This window comes from Arsukibacterium indicum, assembly GCF_019100565.1.
GTDB classification, from domain to species: Bacteria; Pseudomonadota; Gammaproteobacteria; order Enterobacterales; family Alteromonadaceae; genus Alishewanella; species Alishewanella indicum.
This window is the reverse complement of record NZ_JAHRID010000006.1, coordinates 165,777-185,799: the sequence shown is the minus strand read 5'-3', so window position 1 is coordinate 185,799 and position 20,023 is coordinate 165,777. Positions and strand designations below refer to the sequence as shown.

At 48.9% G+C, this 20,023-nt stretch carries 15 protein-coding genes; 10 read left to right on the top strand and 5 right to left on the bottom strand.

Features of this window, described 5'->3' with window-relative positions; translation table 11 throughout:
* Nucleotides 1-13: 13 nt before the first annotated feature.
* Nucleotides 14-763: a 3-hydroxybutyrate dehydrogenase gene (locus KQY15_RS13680; protein ID WP_217670078.1), complete on the bottom strand. Its 750-nt coding sequence runs from the start codon at nucleotides 761-763 to the stop codon at nucleotides 14-16.
* Between the two features lie 432 nt (nucleotides 764-1,195).
* Here KQY15_RS13680 and KQY15_RS13675 point away from each other — a divergent pair, with 432 nt between their 5' ends.
* Nucleotides 1,196-2,797 (top strand): AbgT family transporter, encoded by a 1,602-nt coding sequence (locus KQY15_RS13675; protein ID WP_217670076.1) that lies wholly within the window; start codon nucleotides 1,196-1,198, stop codon nucleotides 2,795-2,797.
* 98 nt (nucleotides 2,798-2,895) lie between these two features.
* Here the strand turns inward: KQY15_RS13675 and KQY15_RS13670 are convergent, their stop codons facing one another.
* The gene (locus tag KQY15_RS13670) at nucleotides 2,896-3,921 is read right to left on the bottom strand and encodes a LacI family DNA-binding transcriptional regulator (protein ID WP_217670074.1); all 1,026 of its coding nucleotides are present in this window, start codon (nucleotides 3,919-3,921) and stop codon (nucleotides 2,896-2,898) included.
* Nucleotides 3,922-4,364: 443 nt separating this feature from the next.
* Here KQY15_RS13670 and KQY15_RS13665 point away from each other — a divergent pair, with 443 nt between their 5' ends.
* From KQY15_RS13665 to KQY15_RS13655, 3 genes are all read left to right on the top strand, one after another.
* On the top strand, nucleotides 4,365-7,040 hold the full coding sequence (locus KQY15_RS13665; protein WP_254795714.1) for a TonB-dependent receptor: 2,676 nt from the start codon (nucleotides 4,365-4,367) through the stop codon (nucleotides 7,038-7,040).
* An 82-nt stretch (nucleotides 7,041-7,122) separates the two neighbouring features.
* On the top strand, nucleotides 7,123-8,142 hold the full coding sequence (locus tag KQY15_RS13660) for a cupin-like domain-containing protein (protein WP_217670072.1): 1,020 nt from the start codon (nucleotides 7,123-7,125) through the stop codon (nucleotides 8,140-8,142).
* A 201-nt stretch (nucleotides 8,143-8,343) separates the two neighbouring features.
* Nucleotides 8,344-9,054 carry a SapC family protein gene (locus KQY15_RS13655; RefSeq protein ID WP_217670070.1) on the top strand — a complete coding sequence of 237 codons (711 nt, stop codon included), beginning with the start codon at nucleotides 8,344-8,346 and terminating at the stop codon, nucleotides 9,052-9,054.
* Nucleotides 9,055-9,125: 71 nt separating this feature from the next.
* Here KQY15_RS13655 and KQY15_RS13650 read toward each other — a convergent pair whose 3' ends face one another.
* On the bottom strand, nucleotides 9,126-11,693 hold the full coding sequence (locus KQY15_RS13650) for a family 20 glycosylhydrolase (RefSeq protein WP_217670068.1): 2,568 nt from the start codon (nucleotides 11,691-11,693) through the stop codon (nucleotides 9,126-9,128).
* Nucleotides 11,694-11,905: 212 nt separating this feature from the next.
* Here KQY15_RS13650 and nagK point away from each other — a divergent pair, with 212 nt between their 5' ends.
* From nagK to nagP, 3 genes are read left to right on the top strand one after another with little or no spacing between them, the layout of a single operon-like run.
* Nucleotides 11,906-12,820, top strand: coding sequence for an N-acetylglucosamine kinase (gene nagK / locus KQY15_RS13645; protein ID WP_217670066.1), 915 nt, complete (start codon nucleotides 11,906-11,908; stop codon nucleotides 12,818-12,820).
* Nucleotides 12,817-13,989: an N-acetylglucosamine-6-phosphate deacetylase gene (nagA, locus tag KQY15_RS13640; protein WP_254795713.1), complete on the top strand. Its 1,173-nt coding sequence runs from the start codon at nucleotides 12,817-12,819 to the stop codon at nucleotides 13,987-13,989. The genes nagK and nagA overlap by 4 nt, the downstream gene beginning before the upstream one ends.
* A gap of 52 nt (nucleotides 13,990-14,041) precedes the next feature.
* Nucleotides 14,042-15,334: an N-acetylglucosamine MFS transporter NagP gene (nagP, locus tag KQY15_RS13635; RefSeq protein ID WP_217670064.1), complete on the top strand. Its 1,293-nt coding sequence runs from the start codon at nucleotides 14,042-14,044 to the stop codon at nucleotides 15,332-15,334.
* A 6-nt stretch (nucleotides 15,335-15,340) separates the two neighbouring features.
* Here nagP and coaD read toward each other — a convergent pair whose 3' ends face one another.
* Nucleotides 15,341-15,826, bottom strand: a complete 486-nt coding sequence (gene coaD, locus KQY15_RS13630; RefSeq protein ID WP_217670062.1) for a pantetheine-phosphate adenylyltransferase — start codon at nucleotides 15,824-15,826, stop codon at nucleotides 15,341-15,343.
* Nucleotides 15,827-15,947: 121 nt separating this feature from the next.
* Between coaD and KQY15_RS13625 the strand changes: the two genes are divergently transcribed.
* The 3 genes from KQY15_RS13625 to tdh all read left to right on the top strand — a co-directional run bounded on the left by KQY15_RS13625 (nucleotide 15,948) and on the right by tdh (nucleotide 18,991).
* On the top strand, nucleotides 15,948-16,610 hold the full coding sequence (locus tag KQY15_RS13625; RefSeq protein WP_217670060.1) for a TetR/AcrR family transcriptional regulator: 663 nt from the start codon (nucleotides 15,948-15,950) through the stop codon (nucleotides 16,608-16,610).
* 147 nt (nucleotides 16,611-16,757) lie between these two features.
* Nucleotides 16,758-17,954 (top strand): glycine C-acetyltransferase, encoded by a 1,197-nt coding sequence (locus KQY15_RS13620; RefSeq protein ID WP_217670058.1) that lies wholly within the window; start codon nucleotides 16,758-16,760, stop codon nucleotides 17,952-17,954.
* A gap of 14 nt (nucleotides 17,955-17,968) precedes the next feature.
* A complete protein-coding gene (gene tdh, locus KQY15_RS13615; RefSeq protein ID WP_217670056.1) occupies nucleotides 17,969-18,991 on the top strand; it encodes an L-threonine 3-dehydrogenase in 1,023 nt (340 codons plus the stop codon).
* Nucleotides 18,992-19,032: 41 nt separating this feature from the next.
* Here the strand turns inward: tdh and dusC are convergent, their stop codons facing one another.
* Nucleotides 19,033-19,986, bottom strand: a complete 954-nt coding sequence (gene dusC, locus KQY15_RS13610) for a tRNA dihydrouridine(16) synthase DusC (RefSeq protein ID WP_217670054.1) — start codon at nucleotides 19,984-19,986, stop codon at nucleotides 19,033-19,035.
* Between the last annotated feature and the right edge of the window lie 37 nt (nucleotides 19,987-20,023).

Here is a 20,023-nt window from a genome sequence, read left to right as displayed (position 1 = left end):
TGCCGGCGCAGTGCTAGCGGGCTGTCCAGCCACCATCAAGAATAAGCGTTTGTGCTGTCATGTGCCTGGCTGCATCCTGACACAGAAAGGTAGCCATGGTGGCTATTTCACTGACGTCAATAAAGGCTTTCTGTGGCATAGGTGCCAGCATAATCTGTTCAATAACCTGTTGCTCGGTCAGGTTGTGTTCTTTGGCCTGGGCGGCAATTTGCTGTTCCACCAATGGCGTTTTGACATAGGCCGGACAAATGGTGTTTATCGTCAGGTTCTTATCGGCATTTTCCAGCGCGACAACCTTACTGAATCCCAGCAGACCATGTTTTGCGGCCACGTATGCTGATTTAAAAGGTGACGCTATCACAGCATGGATAGACCCGATATTAATGATCCGGCCAAAATTATTACTGCGCATATGAGGCAGCATGGCCCGGGTTAGCATGGCGGGCCCGGTTAACATCACGTTAAGCAGCAGCGCCCACTTTTCCGGTGGGAAATCTTCCAGCCTGGCAACATGTTGAATTCCCGCGTTGTTTACCAAAATGTCGGCTGGGAAACGGCTGGCACAATTTTCAATTGCCTGCTGATCAGTCACATCCAGCAGGCAGTAATCGGCAGTAATACCCTGCTGACTGAGCTCAGCCGTTTTTTGCTGTAACAGGGTTTCGTTTAAATCAGCTAACACGACCTGATAACCCGCTTTGCCAAAATGGCTGGCGATAGCAAAACCAATGCCGCCGGTACCGCCGGTGATGACTGCACGCATAAGGTTACTCCTGAAATTATTAATAGCTTATGCTAGGCAGCAGTCACCTGAGTTACAACGGTACTTTAGTGCTATGAGTGCTATGAGTGCTATGAGAATGGTGAAAGCGTAACGGGAGTAAAGTTGGCAGGCCGGGCGGACGGTTGGTATAACCTTTAATGAGTCGGGCATTTTATCGTTTTCAGCTGCAGATTAGCCGTATAGCCTTTACTATTAAAGGTTCTGACTTTGCGCTCTGCCATTCCTGTGATAGATTTGGCCAATATATAATATAAAAGTCTGCTTAACGGGCCAGTCTGGCTTGATTAAGCCCGGAAATATCAGGCTCTTGCGCTATTTTCCTGCTGTGTGCCTTAAAATAACTAAAAAGCGATTAACTATTTCCAGATAATACTTATCATTATCTGTGCTTTGACCAAGAGGAATTCATTTATGACAAACGCTGGTAAGACACCTGCCCCGGCAGCCGCCAAGCGTGGCTGGTTTACCCGTTTTCTTGATACGGTAGAGTGGCTGGGCAATTTATTGCCGCATCCGGTTACCTTATTTGCGTTGTTTGCAGTGCTGGTTGTTGTTGGCAGTGGCGTTGCCGCCTATTTTGATTTCAGCGCGGTAGACCCACGGCCTGAGGGCGCAGCAGGGCGGTCGGCAGATGGCATTATCCGGGTGGTCAGTTTATTTAGTGTTGATGGCCTGCAACGGATTATTGCCAACCTGGTTACTAACTTTACCAGCTTTCCACCCCTTGGTGTGGTGCTGGTAGCCTTACTTGGCGTGAGCATTGCTGAACACTCCGGGCTGATTTCAGCCGCAATGCGTGGTCTGGTAATGAATGCCTCGCCAAGAATGGTAACGGTTACCGTTGTGTTTGCCGGTATTATTTCAAATACAGCGTCAGAGCTGGGTTATGTGGTACTGATCCCGATGGCGGCAGTGATATTCCACTCGCTTGGCCGGCATCCGCTGGCCGGTTTAGCTGCGGCTTTTGCCGGTGTTTCCGGTGGTTACAGCGCTAACTTATTTATTGGTACGGTTGACCCGTTACTGGCAGGCTTTACCACGTCGGCGGCTAACCTGATTGATCCAACCTATAATGTCGGCCCGGAAGCAAACTGGTACTTTATGATTGTAAGTACCTTTGTTATTGCCACCCTGGGTGCCATTGTCACAGAAAAGATTGTTGAACCTAAATTGGGAAAATATAACCCTAATGAGGCATCTATTGACTTAGGCGCACAGCAGCTTGATGCCCTGACCCCACGGGAAAAACTGGGTTTAAAAGGTGCTGGTCTGGCGTTTTTACTATTAGCTGTTTTACTGGCATTAAGTATTGTGCCGGAGTGGGGCATTTTGCGTAACCCTGAGACTGGTGGCGTACCGGACTCTCCGTTTCTGAAAGGGATCGTGGTGTTTATTTTTGTCACGTTCGCCATACCGGGTTTTGTTTACGGCAAAATTGTCGGCACCATGAAAACCGATCGTGATGTGATTAATGCCATGTCAAAAAGCATTGGCTCTATGGGTTTGTATATTGTGCTGGTGTTTTTTGCCGCCCAGTTTGTCGCCTTTTTTGGCTGGTCAAATATGGGGGCCATTTTTGCGGTTAAAGGGGCTACTGCCCTGCAGGAAATGGGGTTAACCGGCCCATTGCTGTTCGTGTTTTTTATTGCCATGTGTGGTTTTGTCAACCTGATGCTGGGTTCTGCATCGGCGCAGTGGGCAATTACCGCGCCGATCTTTGTGCCTATGCTGATGATCGTTGGTTACTCGCCGGAAGTTATTCAGGCGGCATACCGGATAGGTGATTCGGTTACCAACGTCATTACCCCAATGATGAGTTATTTTGGTTTGATCCTGGCGGTTGCCGCACGCTATAAAAAGGATATGGGGCTGGGAACGCTGATTGCCACTATGCTGCCGTATTCGATGGTATTTTTTGTAGGGTGGACGCTACTGTTTATTCTGTGGGTGTTTGTCGGCGGTTTCCCGGTAGGTCCTAACGCACCAACTTACTATCAGTTTACTGGCGGTTAAACTTTCAGTTTTGTGGCGATAACGGAGCCATAGAAAAAAACCGCTGCCAGCAGCGGTTTTTTTATGCGGTTAACTTGTTCGGACTACCTGATTTCTATTCAAGTTACCGATGAGGTAGACTCGCGCACCAGCAGCTCAGGAATAAATACCGTTTGTTGTTTTACATCAGCTTTATTGTGGGTTTTCTTGCTGCATTTGAATAATAACTCAGCGGCATACTGGGCAATGGTGGAATTAGGCTGGTGCGCTGTGGTCAGCGGTGGCCAGGTTTGACGCGAAAACGGGCTGTTTTCAAAGCCGGCAATAGCGAGCTGGTCCGGAATAGAAATATTCATTAGGCGGGCACTGAATAGCGCCCCTGCTGCAATTTCATCGTTACAGGCAAATATTGCACTGGGTTTATTTTCGGCGCTCATCAGGGCTTTAGCTCTTGCCACCCCTGATTCAAACGAGTAGCGCCCGGCTACTACCCACTCAGGCTTTGCCTTAAGGCCGCGTTTAATCAGCGCCGCTTCGAAGCCTGCCTGACGCTCACCACTGGAACTATGCTCTTCATCGCCGCCTAAAAATGCGATATCGGTATGGCCCAGTTCCAGTAAATGATTAGTAATTTTAAAGGCTGCAGTAAAGTCGTCTACCAAAACGCAATTGCTGAGCTTTGGTGATGGCGTTGAGCCGGAAATAATCCTGACAAAGGCGACCTCTTTCTCGGTAAGTGCCTCAGCCAGGTGCGGCATTTCAGAAAATGGTGGTGTTAATACCAGCCCTGCCAGACGGGAGCGTTCAACCAGCTCAAGTACTTCCTGCACAATTTCCGGTGATTGTGCATTGGTTGGGTGAATAATCAGTTCATAATGATGTTTACGACAAGCGTCCAGCATACCCCTTTGCATTTCAATAACATAATAAGCGTTAGGGTTATCGTAAACATAGCCAATACTGTAAGAGCGGCTACTGGCCAGATTACGGGCCGCTGTATTAGGTTGATATTGCAGCTGCTTCATCGCAGCCGTAACTTTATCAAAGGTATCTTTGCGCACCGACGGTTCGTTATTCATGACCCTCGAGACGGTTTTTATTGAGACACCTGCCAGCTTTGCTACATCATTAATGGTTATTTTCATTGTGTTTCTCAGATCGGCATGGCCGGATATGCTGCCCAGTCTAGCATAATCAGCATTTTTTATAACATCAGCATTGCTGTATATGACAGCGCTGGCCAAATTTTTAAGAAATATTTAATCTAATGAATAACCTCTTTTATCAAAAACAGCAATTAGTTATTTTCTGTTACAAGTTTTAAGCCTCGCTCTTATTCTTCTTTTTCTTAGTAAATAATTTAAAATCAACAATATAAGAAGGTTTTATGTTTGGCTGTTATCTTGTGCCGTGGCTTATCGCCAATTAGCCGCTACAAAATAGCCTGAACATTACTGGTGAAAAAAACAGCTGAAATTCTTTGCAAAGCGAAATTAATTTGTGTATGTTTAATTTCAATGACAACGCTGTCATCAATAAAAAGATAACAAAAGTACCAAGCCAAAGAGCACAGGAACGGGAGATGCACATGCTGCACAACAACATTAGAAAAAGCGTTATAGCGGTAAAAATGGCCCTGATCGCCGGAGCAGCATTGACTGCATTGCCGGTTATTGCCCAGGAAGATGAGGTTAAGGAACAGCAGGTTGAAGTTATTCAGATTCGGGGTATCCGGGCTTCACAGGAGGCAAACCTGAATGCGAAGCGTTATTCCAATGCGGTTGTCGACGTAGTGACAGCGGAAGACATTGGTAAGTTTCCAGATAAGAACGTTGCCGAGTCGTTGTCCCGGATCACCGGTGTCGGCGTTAGCCGGGAGTTTGGCGAGGGGGAAAAAATTACGATCCGCGGTGCCAGTTCTTCTACAAACCGGACGCTGTTAAATGGTCAGACAGTGGCTACTGCTGATTGGTTTATTCTGGACAACCCGGGGCGGAGTTTTAATTACACCATGCTGCCATCAGCATTGGTTTCAGATTTAGAGGTTTATAAATCGCCGCTGGCCAGTATTGACGAAGGGTCAATTGGTGGCACCGTTATTCTGCGCACCCGGACGCCCTTGTCGTTGGATGCCAACTCAGTAAACATTTCGCTGGAAGGTCAGTATTCAGAAGCATCAGAGAAATGGGATCCACAGCTTTCCGGTATGTACTCATGGAAAAATGACGCGGAAAATTGGGGTGTACTTGTATCAGCAATCAAGCAGGATCGTAAAGTTGTCCGCCAGGGTTTTGAAGTACTCGGCTGGCCAACCAATACTGATTTAGATGCTAAAATACCGAGCCACATCGGTGTGCCACGCTTTGAGCAGGACCGTGAACGCGAAACACTGTTTCTTTCACTGCAATCCCGGCCAAATGACAATCTGGATATGGTACTTAATATCCTCGACTCAAAAGTTGATGCGAATAACCACAACCAGAACTGGTTAATTTTTGTCAATAACAATGCAGGCTCACTGACTAACACCGTGCTTGAAAATGGCAGCATTGTTGCTGGCGAAGTAGCTGCTGCCGGCACCGCGGCATATAACTTTATAAACCGGGTATCGTCTACCGAAACTCGCTCTGTTGATTTCGACCTGAATTACAGTGCCGATAGTTTTGAGTTACATACCCAGCTTGGTCATACAGAAGCCAAAGGCGGTACTTACCGGGAAACATCATGGGAGTATGGCCCTGCAGGCGGCACGGGTTATGACTTTGACTTGCGTGGAGGCACGCCGACGGCCAACACCGATGTTGATGCGACTGATCCGACTCAATTCCGGCCAGGCTGGATATGGGGTGGTGAGAAGCCAACCACAGATGAAGAAACCTATGCCCAGTTAGATTTCACTATTCCGGTACAAAAAGGTGCCTTTACTGCGATAAAGGCGGGTGCTAAATACCGGATGGCTGAACGTACTCAGGACCGGGTAGCATACAGTTGGCACGGACCACAAACGATGACGGGCAATGAAGACATTGCAGGTAGTTATCTGGATCATATTTTTGCTACTTGTTATGACTGGGCTCAGTGTGGTTTGTTTAGCGGTACAGTTAATATTGATGCAGTGGTCAATGGCAATATGACACAACAAATGGCCCATAACCGTGCTGCAATGGAGCAGATTGCGTTTGAGGGATTAAATGGGGTTCCGGCAGATTTTGCCCGCTCCAAAAACCTGGCTGAAATTTGGGCTGTGGAAGAAGATATTCTGGCGCTTTATGTTCAAGGTGATTTTGAAGGTGAGGGATTCCGCGGTAACGTTGGCGTCCGGTTTGTGGATACCCGGCAAACTTCCGGTGGTTATGAGTTCTCTGGCGATTCATGGGGCCTGTGGACCATTGATCGAGAATGGCTGACTCCTGAAGTGCTGGAGTGGGTAGAAGTTGATAACGATTACAGCGAAGTGCTGCCAAGCCTGAATATTGCTTTTGACTTGTCTGAAGACCAGATTCTGCGGTTTGGTGCGGCCAGGGTAATGGCCCGTCAGGATTGGAATAATATTTCTTCATCTATTACATATGGCTCGTTAAATGTTGCTCAGCCAACTGGTAGTGCCAGCAACCCCCATTTAATGCCACAAATCGCTGATCAGTTTGATTTATCCTGGGAGTGGTATTTCGATGCGTCAGCATTGCTGGCCGTTACCTATTTTCACAAAGACATAAAAAGCTACCGCAGCTTTTCAACCTTTGTTGACCAGCGTTATTGGGAAGAAGGTGATGAGTGGGTTGATGTTACCTTTACCCGGCCAGAAAATGGGCCAGGAGGCACCACCGATGGTATTGAGCTGACTTACCAGCAAGCATTTGGCGATTACGGTGTCAGTGCTAACTACACTTACACTAACGCGCAACGGGATGAAGACCGGCAACTCAGCCGTCCCGGCTCTGGTTTAGTGGAGGGTACGTCGCGGCACATGATGAACGCCAGCGCGTATTATGAAACGGATAAGTTCAGCGCCCGGCTGATGTATAACTACCGCACCGAATGGTATAAAGGTTTACACTTTAATGGTGATGAGCTTTGGAACGACAGTTATGGTCAGGTAGATGCAAGCTTTGGTTATAATCTGACAGATACTATTACCTTATCGCTGGAAGCCGTTAACCTGACGGATGAAGAAGTGGTGGAATATAATACCGATGCCGCGCGCTTATTCTCCATTTATCAGAATGGCCGGCGCTTTACAGCCGGGATAAGAATGGCGTTCTGATGGCAATAAACGTATTTTCTGACAAGAAATAAAAACAAAGGGTTAACAGTAACTGTTAACCCTTTTATTTTGGGACTTGAACATGCCGAAATTTGTAAATAGCTGGCACAACGTGACAACAAAACAATGGCACCAGGAGATTAAACCCTGTTCGCAGCCCGCTGTACTGAGGGGGTTTTTAAACCACTGGCCAATTGTGCAGGCGGCGACAACATCTGATCTGGCTTTGTCACAATACATTGCCGGTCAGGACACCGGCAAGCAGGTTGATACATTACTACTGGCGTCTGACACCAATGGCCGAATCGGCTATAACGCTGAACTGGCTGGTTTCAACTATGAAAAGCGCCAATATCCACTCAGTGCTATTTTGTCCCAGCTGTTTAAAACCGCATCAGATCCTGATGCGGTTCGGATAGCGGCACAAAGTGCCTTGGTTAGCGAATGTATGCCAGCATTTATTGCGGACAACCCCAACCCGCTGTTAGCGGACACCATTGTTCCGAGAGTTTGGCTTGGCAACAAGGTGATGGTGCCCGCGCATTTTGATGATGCTGACAATCTGGCCTGTGTGGTTGCCGGTAAACGAACTTTTACCTTATTTCCGCCAGAGCAGGTAGCAAATTTGTATATCGGACCGCTGGACTATACGCCAACAGGGGCACCCATTAGTCTGGTTGATTTTAGTCATCCTGACTTTTCGCGATTTCCTAAAGTGCGTGAAGCGTTGCAACATGCCTTAGTTGCTGAACTGGAGCCCGGTGATGTGCTTTATATTCCTGCATTATGGTGGCATCAGGTAGAATCAACCGCTGCGGTAAACTTGCTGGTTAATTACTGGTGGGGAGGCTCGATAGGCTCCACTGACAGCAGAATGGCACCGTTAAACGGCTTGTTGCACAGTCTGCTCTGTTTTCGGGAGCTACCACCAGCGCAACGGCAAGCATGGCGTGCCATGTATAGTCATTTTTTACTTGAGAGTGATGATGAAATACTGAGTCATATTCCGCCAGAAAAACGGGGGATTCATGGCCAGGGTACGTTTGTAGCAAAACAAGCGATAATCCAGTGGCTTATTTCCTCACTAACCAGGCTTAAGTAGGTTTAGCAAGGTCTGCCGGGCCGCATCGGAGCGACGATAAACCTTACTTTATCGGCTTCAGCAGTTGATTCGCGGCTCAACTTACCGCAAGATAACGCCGGTACGCCAGCGAGGCAGACGGCGGCAGATAATAATCCTGCAAGTTAAGCCAACACCGCAAACAGCTGGTATCTTAAAAAATCCCATAACAATGAGTTATCTATGGAACAGAAAAAAGTAGTAGCCCTTAGTAAAGAACAACATGCCAAAACCAGAATCAGCACTGAGAATGCGCTCAGCCATATCGCTGATCAGCATATGTTACCGGTAGTTGTGCAGGAATTCGTGGTTGCCGGGGCAGAGTTCCCGGTTGTGTTTATTAAAGATGGTCAGAATGACAGCTATCAGCCAGTTGTATTGCTGGGGTTAGCGGCAAATCAGAACCTGGTGATGGCTGACGGTAAATGGGATGCACTGTATGTGCCGCGGGTTGCGCGGAATTATCCTTTAGTGCTGGTACAGCCTGAACCAAACAGTGACCGGTTGGTAGTAGCGGTTGATGAATCTTCTGCGCGGGTTAACGAAAAGGAAGGTTTACCATTGTTTAAAGAAGATGGTAGCGAAACCGATTACCTGGCCGATCGGAAAAAGCAAATGGGTGAATATGTAGAATTCAGCCGGATCACCCGTGGTTTCAGTGAAAAATTGAAAAGCCTGGATCTGATTAAAGAGCAGGTATTAACCATTACTGTTGACGGAGAACCACGCAATATTAATGGTATTCATATGATTGATGAGAAAAAGCTGAACGAGCTGGACAATGAGGTATTCCTTGAACTACGCAAGCTGGGCTTTCTGACAGCGATTTATGCGCATCTGATGTCATTGCAGCATACACAGAAATTGGTACAGAAGCTGGTTAAGCCAGCCTGATAGCAAGCGGTCAAAAAAAACGGCACCATTAAAGGTGCCGTTTTTTTTGCTGAGGATTAGCAAATGCAGGTTCAGAGTTTAATTATTCTGCTGGTAACGCCGCCAAGCTTACTGCGCAGCCATATTTGCTTTGCAGAAGCTGTCAGCGGTTGCTGAAAATGCTGCCAGCTTTGGCCCTGATCAACACTGTACTCAATGATTAAACCTGGCCAGGCAACATTGGCCATTAGTTTGCCGTTGTCGCGGATGGCACCTGGCGGTGGTAAATAATGGCCGCTATTAGTCAGTTGCAGCCGGGGGAGTTCGTGGCTGACTAAGCGTTGACTAAAATGTTGCCAGTCAGCGCGCGCTGCCATACTGGTTTTATCGGGCTCCCAGCCGGCTTTGTGCCAGGCTCGCTCTGCCAGGGCAATTAGTCGCGGATAAACCATCTGCTCCAGCTGCGCTGCGGTGCGAATGGTTTCACTCCAGACCTGGCCCTGAATACCCAGCATGTTTTCCGGTTTTTCCAGCTGTGGTAACTCGCGCCCCAGCAGCGCTGCTAAATCCGTGATCTCGGTACCGTCGCGGGTAAACTCAGCATTGTGATACAAATGATCCGGCCGGTAGAAAAACACTTTCTCGGTATCGGTAGACCGCGCCGCCCAGTAGTAGCCGCGCTCGGCCGGGTGCGCCTCCTGCGGGTGGTCGAAATACAGATTGGTGCCAGGTGATTGCACCACGTTATAACCGGCATTAGCAAACAGATAAGCTCTGTCACCATAGCCCCATTCCCAGATATTATCCCAGGCATTGACTACTACCTGAGGGTTCTGAAATTGCTTGCGGGCAAAAGGCTGAGCTGCTGTTGCCATTAAGCCATCTTCCCAGGCGGCGAGTGCCAGGCCGCGCTTAGCAGTCAGCTGTGCGACCCGGTTAATAAAATAGGGCTTTAAGTCGTCAACGCTGTTAATACCATTGTCTGGTTTGGCAATCAGCTGCTGGCACGCTGGTGAGCCCTGCCAGGAACCTTTTGCCACTTCATCACCTCCCATATGAAACAGGGTTAACTCAGTGCCGGCATCAAGATACATTTGCTGCAGTTCGCTAATTACTTTATCAACAAACTGATAGCTTGATTCCAGACAAACATTGACTGAGTTGTCGTTATAATTCTGAACGGTCAGATAATCGGACAGATCATGATCTTCTGTCAGCCGGTATTGTGCCGCCTGCTCTGGCTGTTCAGCCTGATTCAGCCGTTGATACCGTGACTCCATGGCTTTAATGGCAGCACGGGCATGGCCGGGCAAATCAATTTCCGGGATCACCTGGATATGATGTGCCTGGGCATGCCGTAGCAGCTGAATAAATTGCTCACGGCTATAATAGCCGTTGCCTGAACCACTGGGATGCGGTCCTGTGCCCAGCTGGGTTAGCAGGCAGTGTTGCTCGGTTAAATCAAAACAACGATAAGCGCCTAATTCTGTCAGCTCCGGTAAGCCCGGAATTTCCAATCGCCAGCCTTCATCTTCTGTCAGGTGAAGGTGCAGTCTGTTTAGTTTATAGCGGGCCATTTGCTCAATCAGCCGCAGCGTAACCTCGATACCATGAAAGTTCCGGCCCATATCGTAATGCATGCCGCGCCAGCGATAGCGGGGTTGATCGCTGATGAACAGCTGCGGCAACCGGACTGGCGTTGTTGCCTGATCCCTGACAGGAAGCAGCGCCAGCAAACTCTGAATACCGTAAAAAACGCCGGCCTTGTCGGTGCCGGTAATCTCAACGACATTGCCGCGAATTTTTAACTGATAGCTTTCAGCAGCCAGAGATGGGTGAGGGGCCGCTAATTTCAGCTTAATTTGTTGTTTGCCAGGCGTCTGGGCAAATGTGATATCACTGCCGAAATATTGCTGAAGCTGTTGTTGCAGATAGCGGCCTTCGTGCTGAAGTTCAGCACTGAGATGCAGTTGCCATTTGCTACTTAATGCAATATTACCGTCAAACATTTGCAACTTAGCCGGCGAAGGTACAATACGACGTTGCAGCTCGGCGTTACTTAGCAGCGCGTTGTCGGCTGTCTGGTTTTGCCGGTATCGCTGTTGGTCAGTCATAGTGGCAAATTTATCGCCGTTGCCAATATTACGCAGCAGTTGCCGGGGTTCGGTCATCGGCCGGACAAAATGGCTGAACTCTTCTGTGTCAGTATTGGCGAATATTTCCGGGGTTAAGCCGGCGGCTACGATAAATGCCCTGGGCATAAAATCGCTGTAGCTGATGATCCAGGGTGCAGACTGAAAATTCAGTTGTAACGTCTCACCCACTGCCAACCCTTTAAAATTTTTGGTAGGTGAAATCCGATGCAAATCACCCTGAATATGTTGCAGGGTCAGGCCAGCCTGCTCAGTACTGTTAATCCGGCGAACCATATGCAGGTATATTTGCCAGTCAGCATTGCCGGCTGGCAGTGCTTGGGCCGAGTTATTGATCAGGCTGATACTGCCGCTGAAAGTAGAGGGTTCAGCCAGTAAGTTTGATTCAACGGCAAACCACAGTTCGGCGCCTTTGGCAAAATCAGCCAGTTCACTTTGGCTGTTAATAGCGGCTTTGCCTGGGAAGCTGACAAACCCTAAAAAAATCAATATGTAAATGTAACGCATTTACCTGCCTCCGGCGGTGTCGGAAATAATCCGGCTGAAATTTAAACAAGCCTCTTGTTATTTGTCAGATTTATTATATGCTGAAAACAAAATGACAACGCTGTCAATTTGGCAAAGACTTATGCTAAAGTCAAGTTTTAGCCAGCTAAACTGCTTGCTTTACAGCACAACTTGCTGAGTGAACCACTCCGACTCAGAAAAGAGGATGTAGGATGACGACTGAGGTACCAACACAACAACCCCTGTATTTGGGCGTCGATGGCGGCGGCAGTAAGTGCCGGGTTGTGCTGATGACAGCAGATAATCAGCTGCTGGGTGAAGGATTATCCGGGCCGGGCAATCCGCTGCGCGGGATGGAACTGGCCACTGCATCAATTCTGGATGCTACCAGTCAGGCTTTGGCCAGCGCAGGCTTGCCACAAAGTGCCATGTCGCAGCTGGTCGTCGGTGCGGGGCTGGCCGGCGTTAATTTGCCCGAGTATTATCAGCTATTTTCAGCCTGGCAGCACCCGTTTGCCAGTTTTCATCTGACCAGCGATTTACATATTGCCTGTATTGGTGCCCACGATGGTCAGGATGGTGCTGTACTTATCTGCGGTACCGGTTCATGTGGACTGGCTGCTGTTAAAGGTCAGTTACTGGAAGTGGGAGGCCATGGCTTTCCTTATGGTGATAATGGCAGTGGTGCCTGGTTTGGCTTGCAGGTGTTGCAGCAGGTGCTGCGCAGCCTGGATAAACTGATTGAGCCAACTCTCCTGACAGCGCTATTGCAGGCAGAAGTGGGGGCAAGTAACGCTCTGCAACTGGTATCTCACTTTATGAATGCCAGCCCGACTGACTACGCCAGGCTGGCGCCATTGGTGTTTCTGGCGGCGGAGCAGGGCGATGCCGTTGCCCGGCAAATTGCTGAACAGGGCGCAGCCCACATTAATGCCATCGCTGAGCGGCTAATGACAATTCAGCCGGCGGCCTTGTGTTTAATTGGTGGTCTGGCATATAAAGTAGAACCTTATCTGACAACGGCAGTGCGCCAGTTAGTGGTGCCGGCGTCTCAACCGCCTGAATATGGCGCGGTGTGGTTTGCAAAGCAAGCCAGCTCAAGCCGTGTCGCAACCGGAACAGCATGATGAATACCGATACTGAACATAGTGGCGCCACAGGTAGCATAGCTGTTGCCTCGCTGTTTGATGGCAACCACTGGCACAGCAATGTTGAACTAAGCTGGCAGCAGGGAAGAATTAGCGCTATCAGGCCTGCAACCGGCGCAGTTAAGGCTGGTATCCTGGTGCCAGGATTTATTGATTTGCAGGTTAATGGTGGCGGTGGAGTGCTGTTTAATACTGCGCCAACGCTGTCAACGTTACGCCAGATGATGCTGGCCCACGCCCGTTTTGGCACCAGTGCCATGTTACCCACTGTTATTACTGATTCTGTTGCCATAATGCAGCAAGCAGCCGATGTGGTAGCTCAGGCTATTGCGGCTAAGCAACCGGGAATTATTGGCTTGCACTTTGAAGGGCCGCATTTATCAGTACCAAAAAAAGGGGTGCATCCGGCGGAGCATATCCGGCCGCTGTCAGCAGCAGAGCTGGCACTTTATCAGCGCAATGACATTGGCCTGAAGCTTATTACCGTAGCACCAGAAAATGTCTCGCCAGATCAAATAAAGCAACTGGTAGCCGCCGGCGTTCAGGTGTGGCTGGGCCACTCAAATGCTGATGCGGCAACGGTGCAGGCAGCACTTGCCGCCGGTGCCCGTGGATTTACTCATTTATATAATGCTATGTCGCCACTGACCTCGCGCGAGCCGGGTATGGTTGGGGTAGCGCTGACAGATACCGACAGCTGGTGTGGCATTATCCTGGACGGCCTGCATATCCACCCCATAGCCGCCCGGCTGGCATTAGCGGCCAAATCCAAAGGTAAGGTGCTGCTGGTTACGGATGCCATGTCGCCGGTTGGGACAGATGAAACTGAGTTTGCATTTTTCAGCGGTAAAGTAGTGCGCGACGGCAATAAATTGACAAATGAAGCCGGCGCACTGGCGGGGTCCGTGCTGGATATGGTTAGTGCAGTGCGCTACGCCATTGAAACCCTGGCCGTCGAACCAGGCGAAGCATTGCGGATGGCCTCACTTTACCCGGCAGAAGCACTGGGGTGTGCCGATAGTCGTGGCCAGCTGGCTGACGGGTATCTGGCCGATATGGTATTGCTGGACCCACAGTATCAGGTACAACAAAACTGGCTTGCCGGCCAAGCAGTGTTTGAAGCTGCAGTGCCGGCAGCTAAAAAATGACAATACAGGTTACCACCTTAATAACAATAACAAGTAGTGAAGGGATAATTACATGACAACAGAGCAGTCGAAAGGCCAAAGCAGCGTAATGCCGATGGTGATTGTAGCAATATTGTTTTTTGTGCTGGGTTTTGCCACCTGGTTGAACGGGTCTTTAATGCCGTACCTGAAACAGATGTTGGATCTGACCCCGTTACAGGCATCATTAATTTTGTTTTCATTTTATATAGCAGTAACGTTTACCGCCTTACCTTCAGCCTGGCTGATCCGCAAAGTGGGTTATAAAAATGGTATGGCCCTGGGCATGGCTATTATGATGCTGGCAGGGTTGCTTTATATTCCCGCAGCCCAAACCCAAACCTTTGCGTTGTTTTTGTTAGCACAACTGGTTATTGGCACTGGGCAAACCTTGTTGCAAACAGCAGTTAACCCATACGTGGTGAAAATAGGCCCTGAGAGCACAGCGGCAGTTCGGATAAGTATAATGGGCATCCTGAATAAAACGGCCGGTGTGGTGGCGCCAGTGGTATTTACTGCGCTCATGGCAAGCAGTTTTGTCAGTACCTCCGAGACGTTATTAACGCAGGAACAGATTGATACTATGGCTTCAGGCTTAGTGCTGCCGTATCTGGGGCTGGCGGTATTTTTAGGCATACTGGCGCTGGCGGTAAAGTTTTCACCTTTACCAGAACTGGCCAGAGAAACATTTGATGGGGCCGGTACGTCGCTGCTCAAGGCGGCACTTGCCCGACCATCGTTAATGTTAGGGGTGCTTGCGCTGTTCGTTTATGTTGCAGTAGAAGTTATTGCCGCCGACACTATCGGCTTATTTGCCTTATCACTGGGTGTTGAACGCTATACCGTAATGACGTCTTATACCATGGGTTGTATGGTGCTGGGTTACGTGCTGGGGATTTTACTAATTCCGCGACTGCTGTCACAACAAGCCGCACTGGCCATATCCGCGGTACTTGGCGCTCTGCTGACGCTGGCCATCGTGTTTGGTAATAATGAATCATTTTTCATCGCCAATACCCTGTTTGTGCCCTTTGGCGGCATCGCTTTACCCGATACCCTGATGTTTATTGCTTTATTAGGTCTGGCCAATGCTATTGTCTGGCCGGCTGTCTGGCCACTGGCGTTGTCAGGTCTTGGTAATCTGACCAGCATAGGATCGGCTTTGTTAATTATGGGTATTGCCGGTGGCGCTTTCGGACCATTATTCTGGGGCTTATTGAGTGGCTCAGGCCTTGGTCAGCAGGGCGCTTATCTGGTGATGTTGCCCTGCTATGCGTTTATTTTATTTTATGCAGTTAAAGGTCATAAATTACGGCAATGGCGCTGATTTACTTCAGGTTTTACTAAATTTAGCCTTCAGTGCCCGCTCCACATGAGCGGGCACAAAACTGCTGATATCCCCGCCATGCCGGCACACTTCTTTAACCAGTGTTGATGAAATAAACGTGTTTTTTTCTGATGGCGTCATAAACAGGCTGTCCAGTTCCGGGTTTAATTGTCGGTTCATACTGGCCAGCTGAAATTCATATTCATAGTCTGCGACGGCGCGCACTCCCCGCAGCAGTACCTGCGCATGTTGCTCTTTAGCAAACTGCGCCAGTAAGCCGGAAAAGCCTATTACCTGCACATTCACGCAATCTGCAAAAGCTTGTTCCGCCAGCTGTACCCTTTCATCCAGAGTAAACAATGGCTGTTTACTGGGGTTAGAGGCAACTCCTACCACGACAGAGTCAAATAGTCTGGCTGCTCTTACTACCAAATCGCTATGGCCATTGGTTAACGGATCAAAGGTGCCGGGGTAAATCGCTTTTACTTTCATATTTTTTATACTTAAGTTGTTGTCACCTGAGCACTCTGCGGCGCAAGCGACTAGAGTTTTTAGTCAGTTTGGCGTTACTATAGCAAATTACTAAACCAACAAAAGAAGCTTAGCTGCCGCCATGGAAAAAAAGCTCAGAACCAAAGATAAAATTCTGCAAGCCAGTATCGCGTTATTTAATGAAGTGGGTGAGCGTCAGGTTACTACCAATCATATTGCTGCCCACCTGGGGATCAGCCCGGGCAATTTGTACTATCACTTTCGAAATAAAGAAGACATCGTCCGCCAGATTTTTAAAGAATATGCCAAATTACTTGAAACCAGAATTAAACCGCCAGCTGCCGAGGCTGAAGCTTTGGATGCGCTGGCGGAGTATCTTGACGTGGTGTTCGAGCTAATGTGGCGCTTTCACTTTTTCTACGCCAATCTGCCAGATATTCTGGCGCGCGACAGGGCATTACAGCAGGATTATGCCAGGGTCCAGCAAGGTGTACTTGAGCGGGTGGTTTCTGTGTTAAAAGCGTTGAAAGCGAAAGCGGTTATTGAAATAGCAGATGAGGACATTGCCGACTTTGCGCATAGTATTAAGTTGCTGGTTACGTTCTGGATCAGCTATCTGAAAACCCAGGCACCTGATAGTCCGATTAACCAGGCCAGTGTCTATCAGGGCGTGTTAAAAGTATTGTTGTTATTTAAACCCTACGCCACTGCCCAGGCCCGGCCACGCATTACAAAATTGCAGCAACATTATGCGCAGTTAGCCATGACAGAGCAGACCAGTTAAGCAAGATCAACCTTATTGTATCTGATTATTTACAGCTGTCAGGCTGCCAGTTGCTACACTTAATGACTAAACGCTGCATGGCGGCGTCTTAACCATTACAATGTGCATCTTTTAATTCGCTCAGACCATCGCCAACCAGGAGGCCGCATGCGCAACAGCGCTTTTCTGCAACATTTACAACAACAAATCGAAGACGTAACGGCTGAAGGGCTATTTAAAGCAGAACGGATTATTTCGTCGCAGCAGCAGGCTGATGTAACAGTAGGCGGCACTCAGGTTTTGAATTTCTGTGCCAACAATTACCTGGGTTTGGCTAACCATCCAGACTTAATTGCTGCGGCAAAACAAGGTTTGGATAGCCATGGTTTTGGTGTGGCGTCAGTTCGTTTTATTTGTGGCACCCAGGATATTCATAAAACCCTGGAAGCCAGAATCAGTGAATTTCTGGGTACTGAAGATACCATTTTATATTCCTCCTGTTTCGACGCCAATGGTGGTTTATTTGAAACTATTTTAAGTGCAGAGGATGCCGTAATTTCTGACGCGCTTAACCACGCGTCAATTATTGATGGTGTGCGCTTGTGTAAGGCGAAACGTTATCGTTACGCCAACAATGACATGGCTGATCTGGAAGCTCAGCTAAAGCAGGCTGATGCAGATGGTGCCCGCTTTAAACTGATTGCCACCGACGGCGTATTCTCGATGGACGGTATTATTGCTAATTTAAAAGCGGTTTGTGATTTAGCCGATAAGTACAACGCGATGGTAATGGTAGACGACAGCCATGCTGTTGGTTTTGTCGGGAAAAATGGCCGTGGCACCCATGAGTACTGCGATGTGCTTGACCGGGTTGATATTATTACCGGCACACTGGGCAAGGCGCTGGGCGGGGCATCCGGCGGTTATACTTCAGGCAAAAAAGAAGTCATTGCCTGGCTGCGACAGCGCTCACGGCCGTATTTGTTCTCCAATTCACTGGCGCCGTCGATTGTTACCGCATCAATTAAAGTGTTAGAGATGCTTGCTTCTGGTGATGCCCTGCGCGCTAAATTGTGGAATAACGCGAATTACTTCCGCGAACAAATGAGTGCAGCCGGTTTTACCCTGGCTGGTAAAGACCATGCCATTATTCCGGTAATGTTAGGCGATGCCAAAGTGGCAGCCGAAATGGCCAAACGGATGCTGGCAGAGGGCATTTATGTGGTGGGGTTCTCATTTCCGGTGGTGCCAAAAGGGCAGGCGCGTATTCGTACCCAGATTTCAGCAGCACACAGTAAAGAACAGCTGGATAGAGCGATAAATGCCTTTATCCGGATTGGTAAAGACATGGGCGTGATCGCATAAGGGCGGGGCGTAAAATGAAAGCATTAGCAAAATTAAAGGCAGAACCGGGTATTTGGCAAACTGAGGTGGAAAAACCGGAAGTTGGCCCGAATGACGTGTTAATTAAAATTAAGAAAACCGCGATTTGTGGTACCGATGTGCATATTTACAAATGGGATGAGTGGGCTCAGAACACCATTCCACATGGCATGGTGGTAGGGCATGAATATGTTGGTGTTATAGAAGGTATGGGCTCAGAGGTTCGCGGCTTTAAAGTGGGTGACAGAGTATCAGGCGAAGGTCATATCACCTGTGGCCATTGCCGCAACTGCCGGGCGGGCCGGGTTCATTTGTGCCGTAATACCACTGGCGTGGGGGTTAACCGACCAGGTTCTTTTGCCGAGTATCTGGTTATACCGGCATATAATGCATTTAAGCTGGCAGACAACATACCCGATAATATTGCCGCTATTTTCGATCCGTTTGGTAATGCGGTGCACACGGCATTGTCGTTTGATTTAGTTGGTGAAGACGTATTAATTACCGGCGCCGGACCTATTGGGATTATGGCTGCAGCAGTGGCCAGGCATGTTGGTGCCCGCCATGTGGTGATTACCGATGTCAATCAGTACCGGCTCGATTTAGCACTGAAAATGGGCGCCAGCCGGGCAGTTGATGTCAGCAAACAAAATTTAAAAGACGTGATGAAAGAACTTGGCATGACTGAAGGCTTTGATGTCGGGCTGGAAATGTCTGGGGTACCCAGTGCTTTTCGAAGCATGCTTGATACCATGAATCATGGCGGAAAAATAGCCATGCTGGGTATTCCACCTTCTGATATGGCAGTAGACTGGAACAAAGTTATTTTTAAAGGCTTGGTAATTAAGGGCATTTACGGCCGGGAAATGTTTGAAACCTGGTACAAAATGGCAAGTTTAATTCAGTCAGGTCTGGATTTAACTCCAATGGTTACCCATGAAATGCCGATGGAGCGGTTTCAGGAAGGCTTTGACATCATGTGTTCCGGCCAGTCAGGTAAAGTAGTGCTTAACTGGTAACAGCGAATTAGCCAAAGACAACAGGCGGCGCAAGCTGCCTGTTAAGCCTCAACTTCTGATGCAGTAAGCGCCGAATTGAGTAAATTCAGAATATCGGCGCTTTTGCCAAGCAAGCGTAATTGTTGAAACAGACTGGCGGCTTGCGGATATTGCAGCTTCAGATAGCTGAACCATTGTTTAACCCGGTTCGCATAATATTTGCCTTTGTCTCCGCTTATCTCAAATTCAGAATATTGCATTAATAATCGCAACACCTGTGGCCAGGGCATGGTTGGCTGCTGCTGTTTAATGGTTTGTGCCAGGTTTGGCATGGCAAGTGCACCGCGGCCAAGCATAATATCCTGACATTCACTTTGCTGCTGACAATGCGCAGCATCGGCGGCAGACCATATTTCGCCGTTAGCAATCAGCGGGATGCTGACATGTTGCTTAATCCGGGCTATCCACGGCCAGTAGGCCGGTGGCCGGTAACCGTCACTTTTAGTGCGGGCGTGCACAGCCAGACTGTTGGCGCCGGCAGCGCAAATAGCTTCAGCGTTAGCCAGCGTCAGGCTGGTGTCATCATAACCGAGTCGGATTTTAGCGCTAACCGGATAGTTGGCCGGCACGGCGTCACGCACGGCTTTAACAATCCGGTATAACTGCTCTGTTTCTTTTAACAGTACTGCACCACCACGGCTTTTATTAACAGCTTTTGCCGGGCAGCCGAAGTTTAAGTCTACCCCCGGTGAGCCCAAGTCAACGGCCCGTACCGCATTTTCTGCCAGCCAATCCGGTTCCTGCCCCAGCAACTGGACCCGAACCGGCGTACCGGCGGAAGTCTTGCCACCTTGCAGCAATTCGGGACAAAGCCGGTGAAACACCCGGGCAGGCAGGCGCTGATCGACCACCCGGACAAACTCAGTGATGCACAAGTCATAGCCGCCAATCTGGGTCAGCATTTCCCGCATCAGATGATCAACCACACCTTCCATAGGTGCTAATACAACTTGCATGATGGTTCCTGGTTACATGGAGGGCGTTATTGTAGCC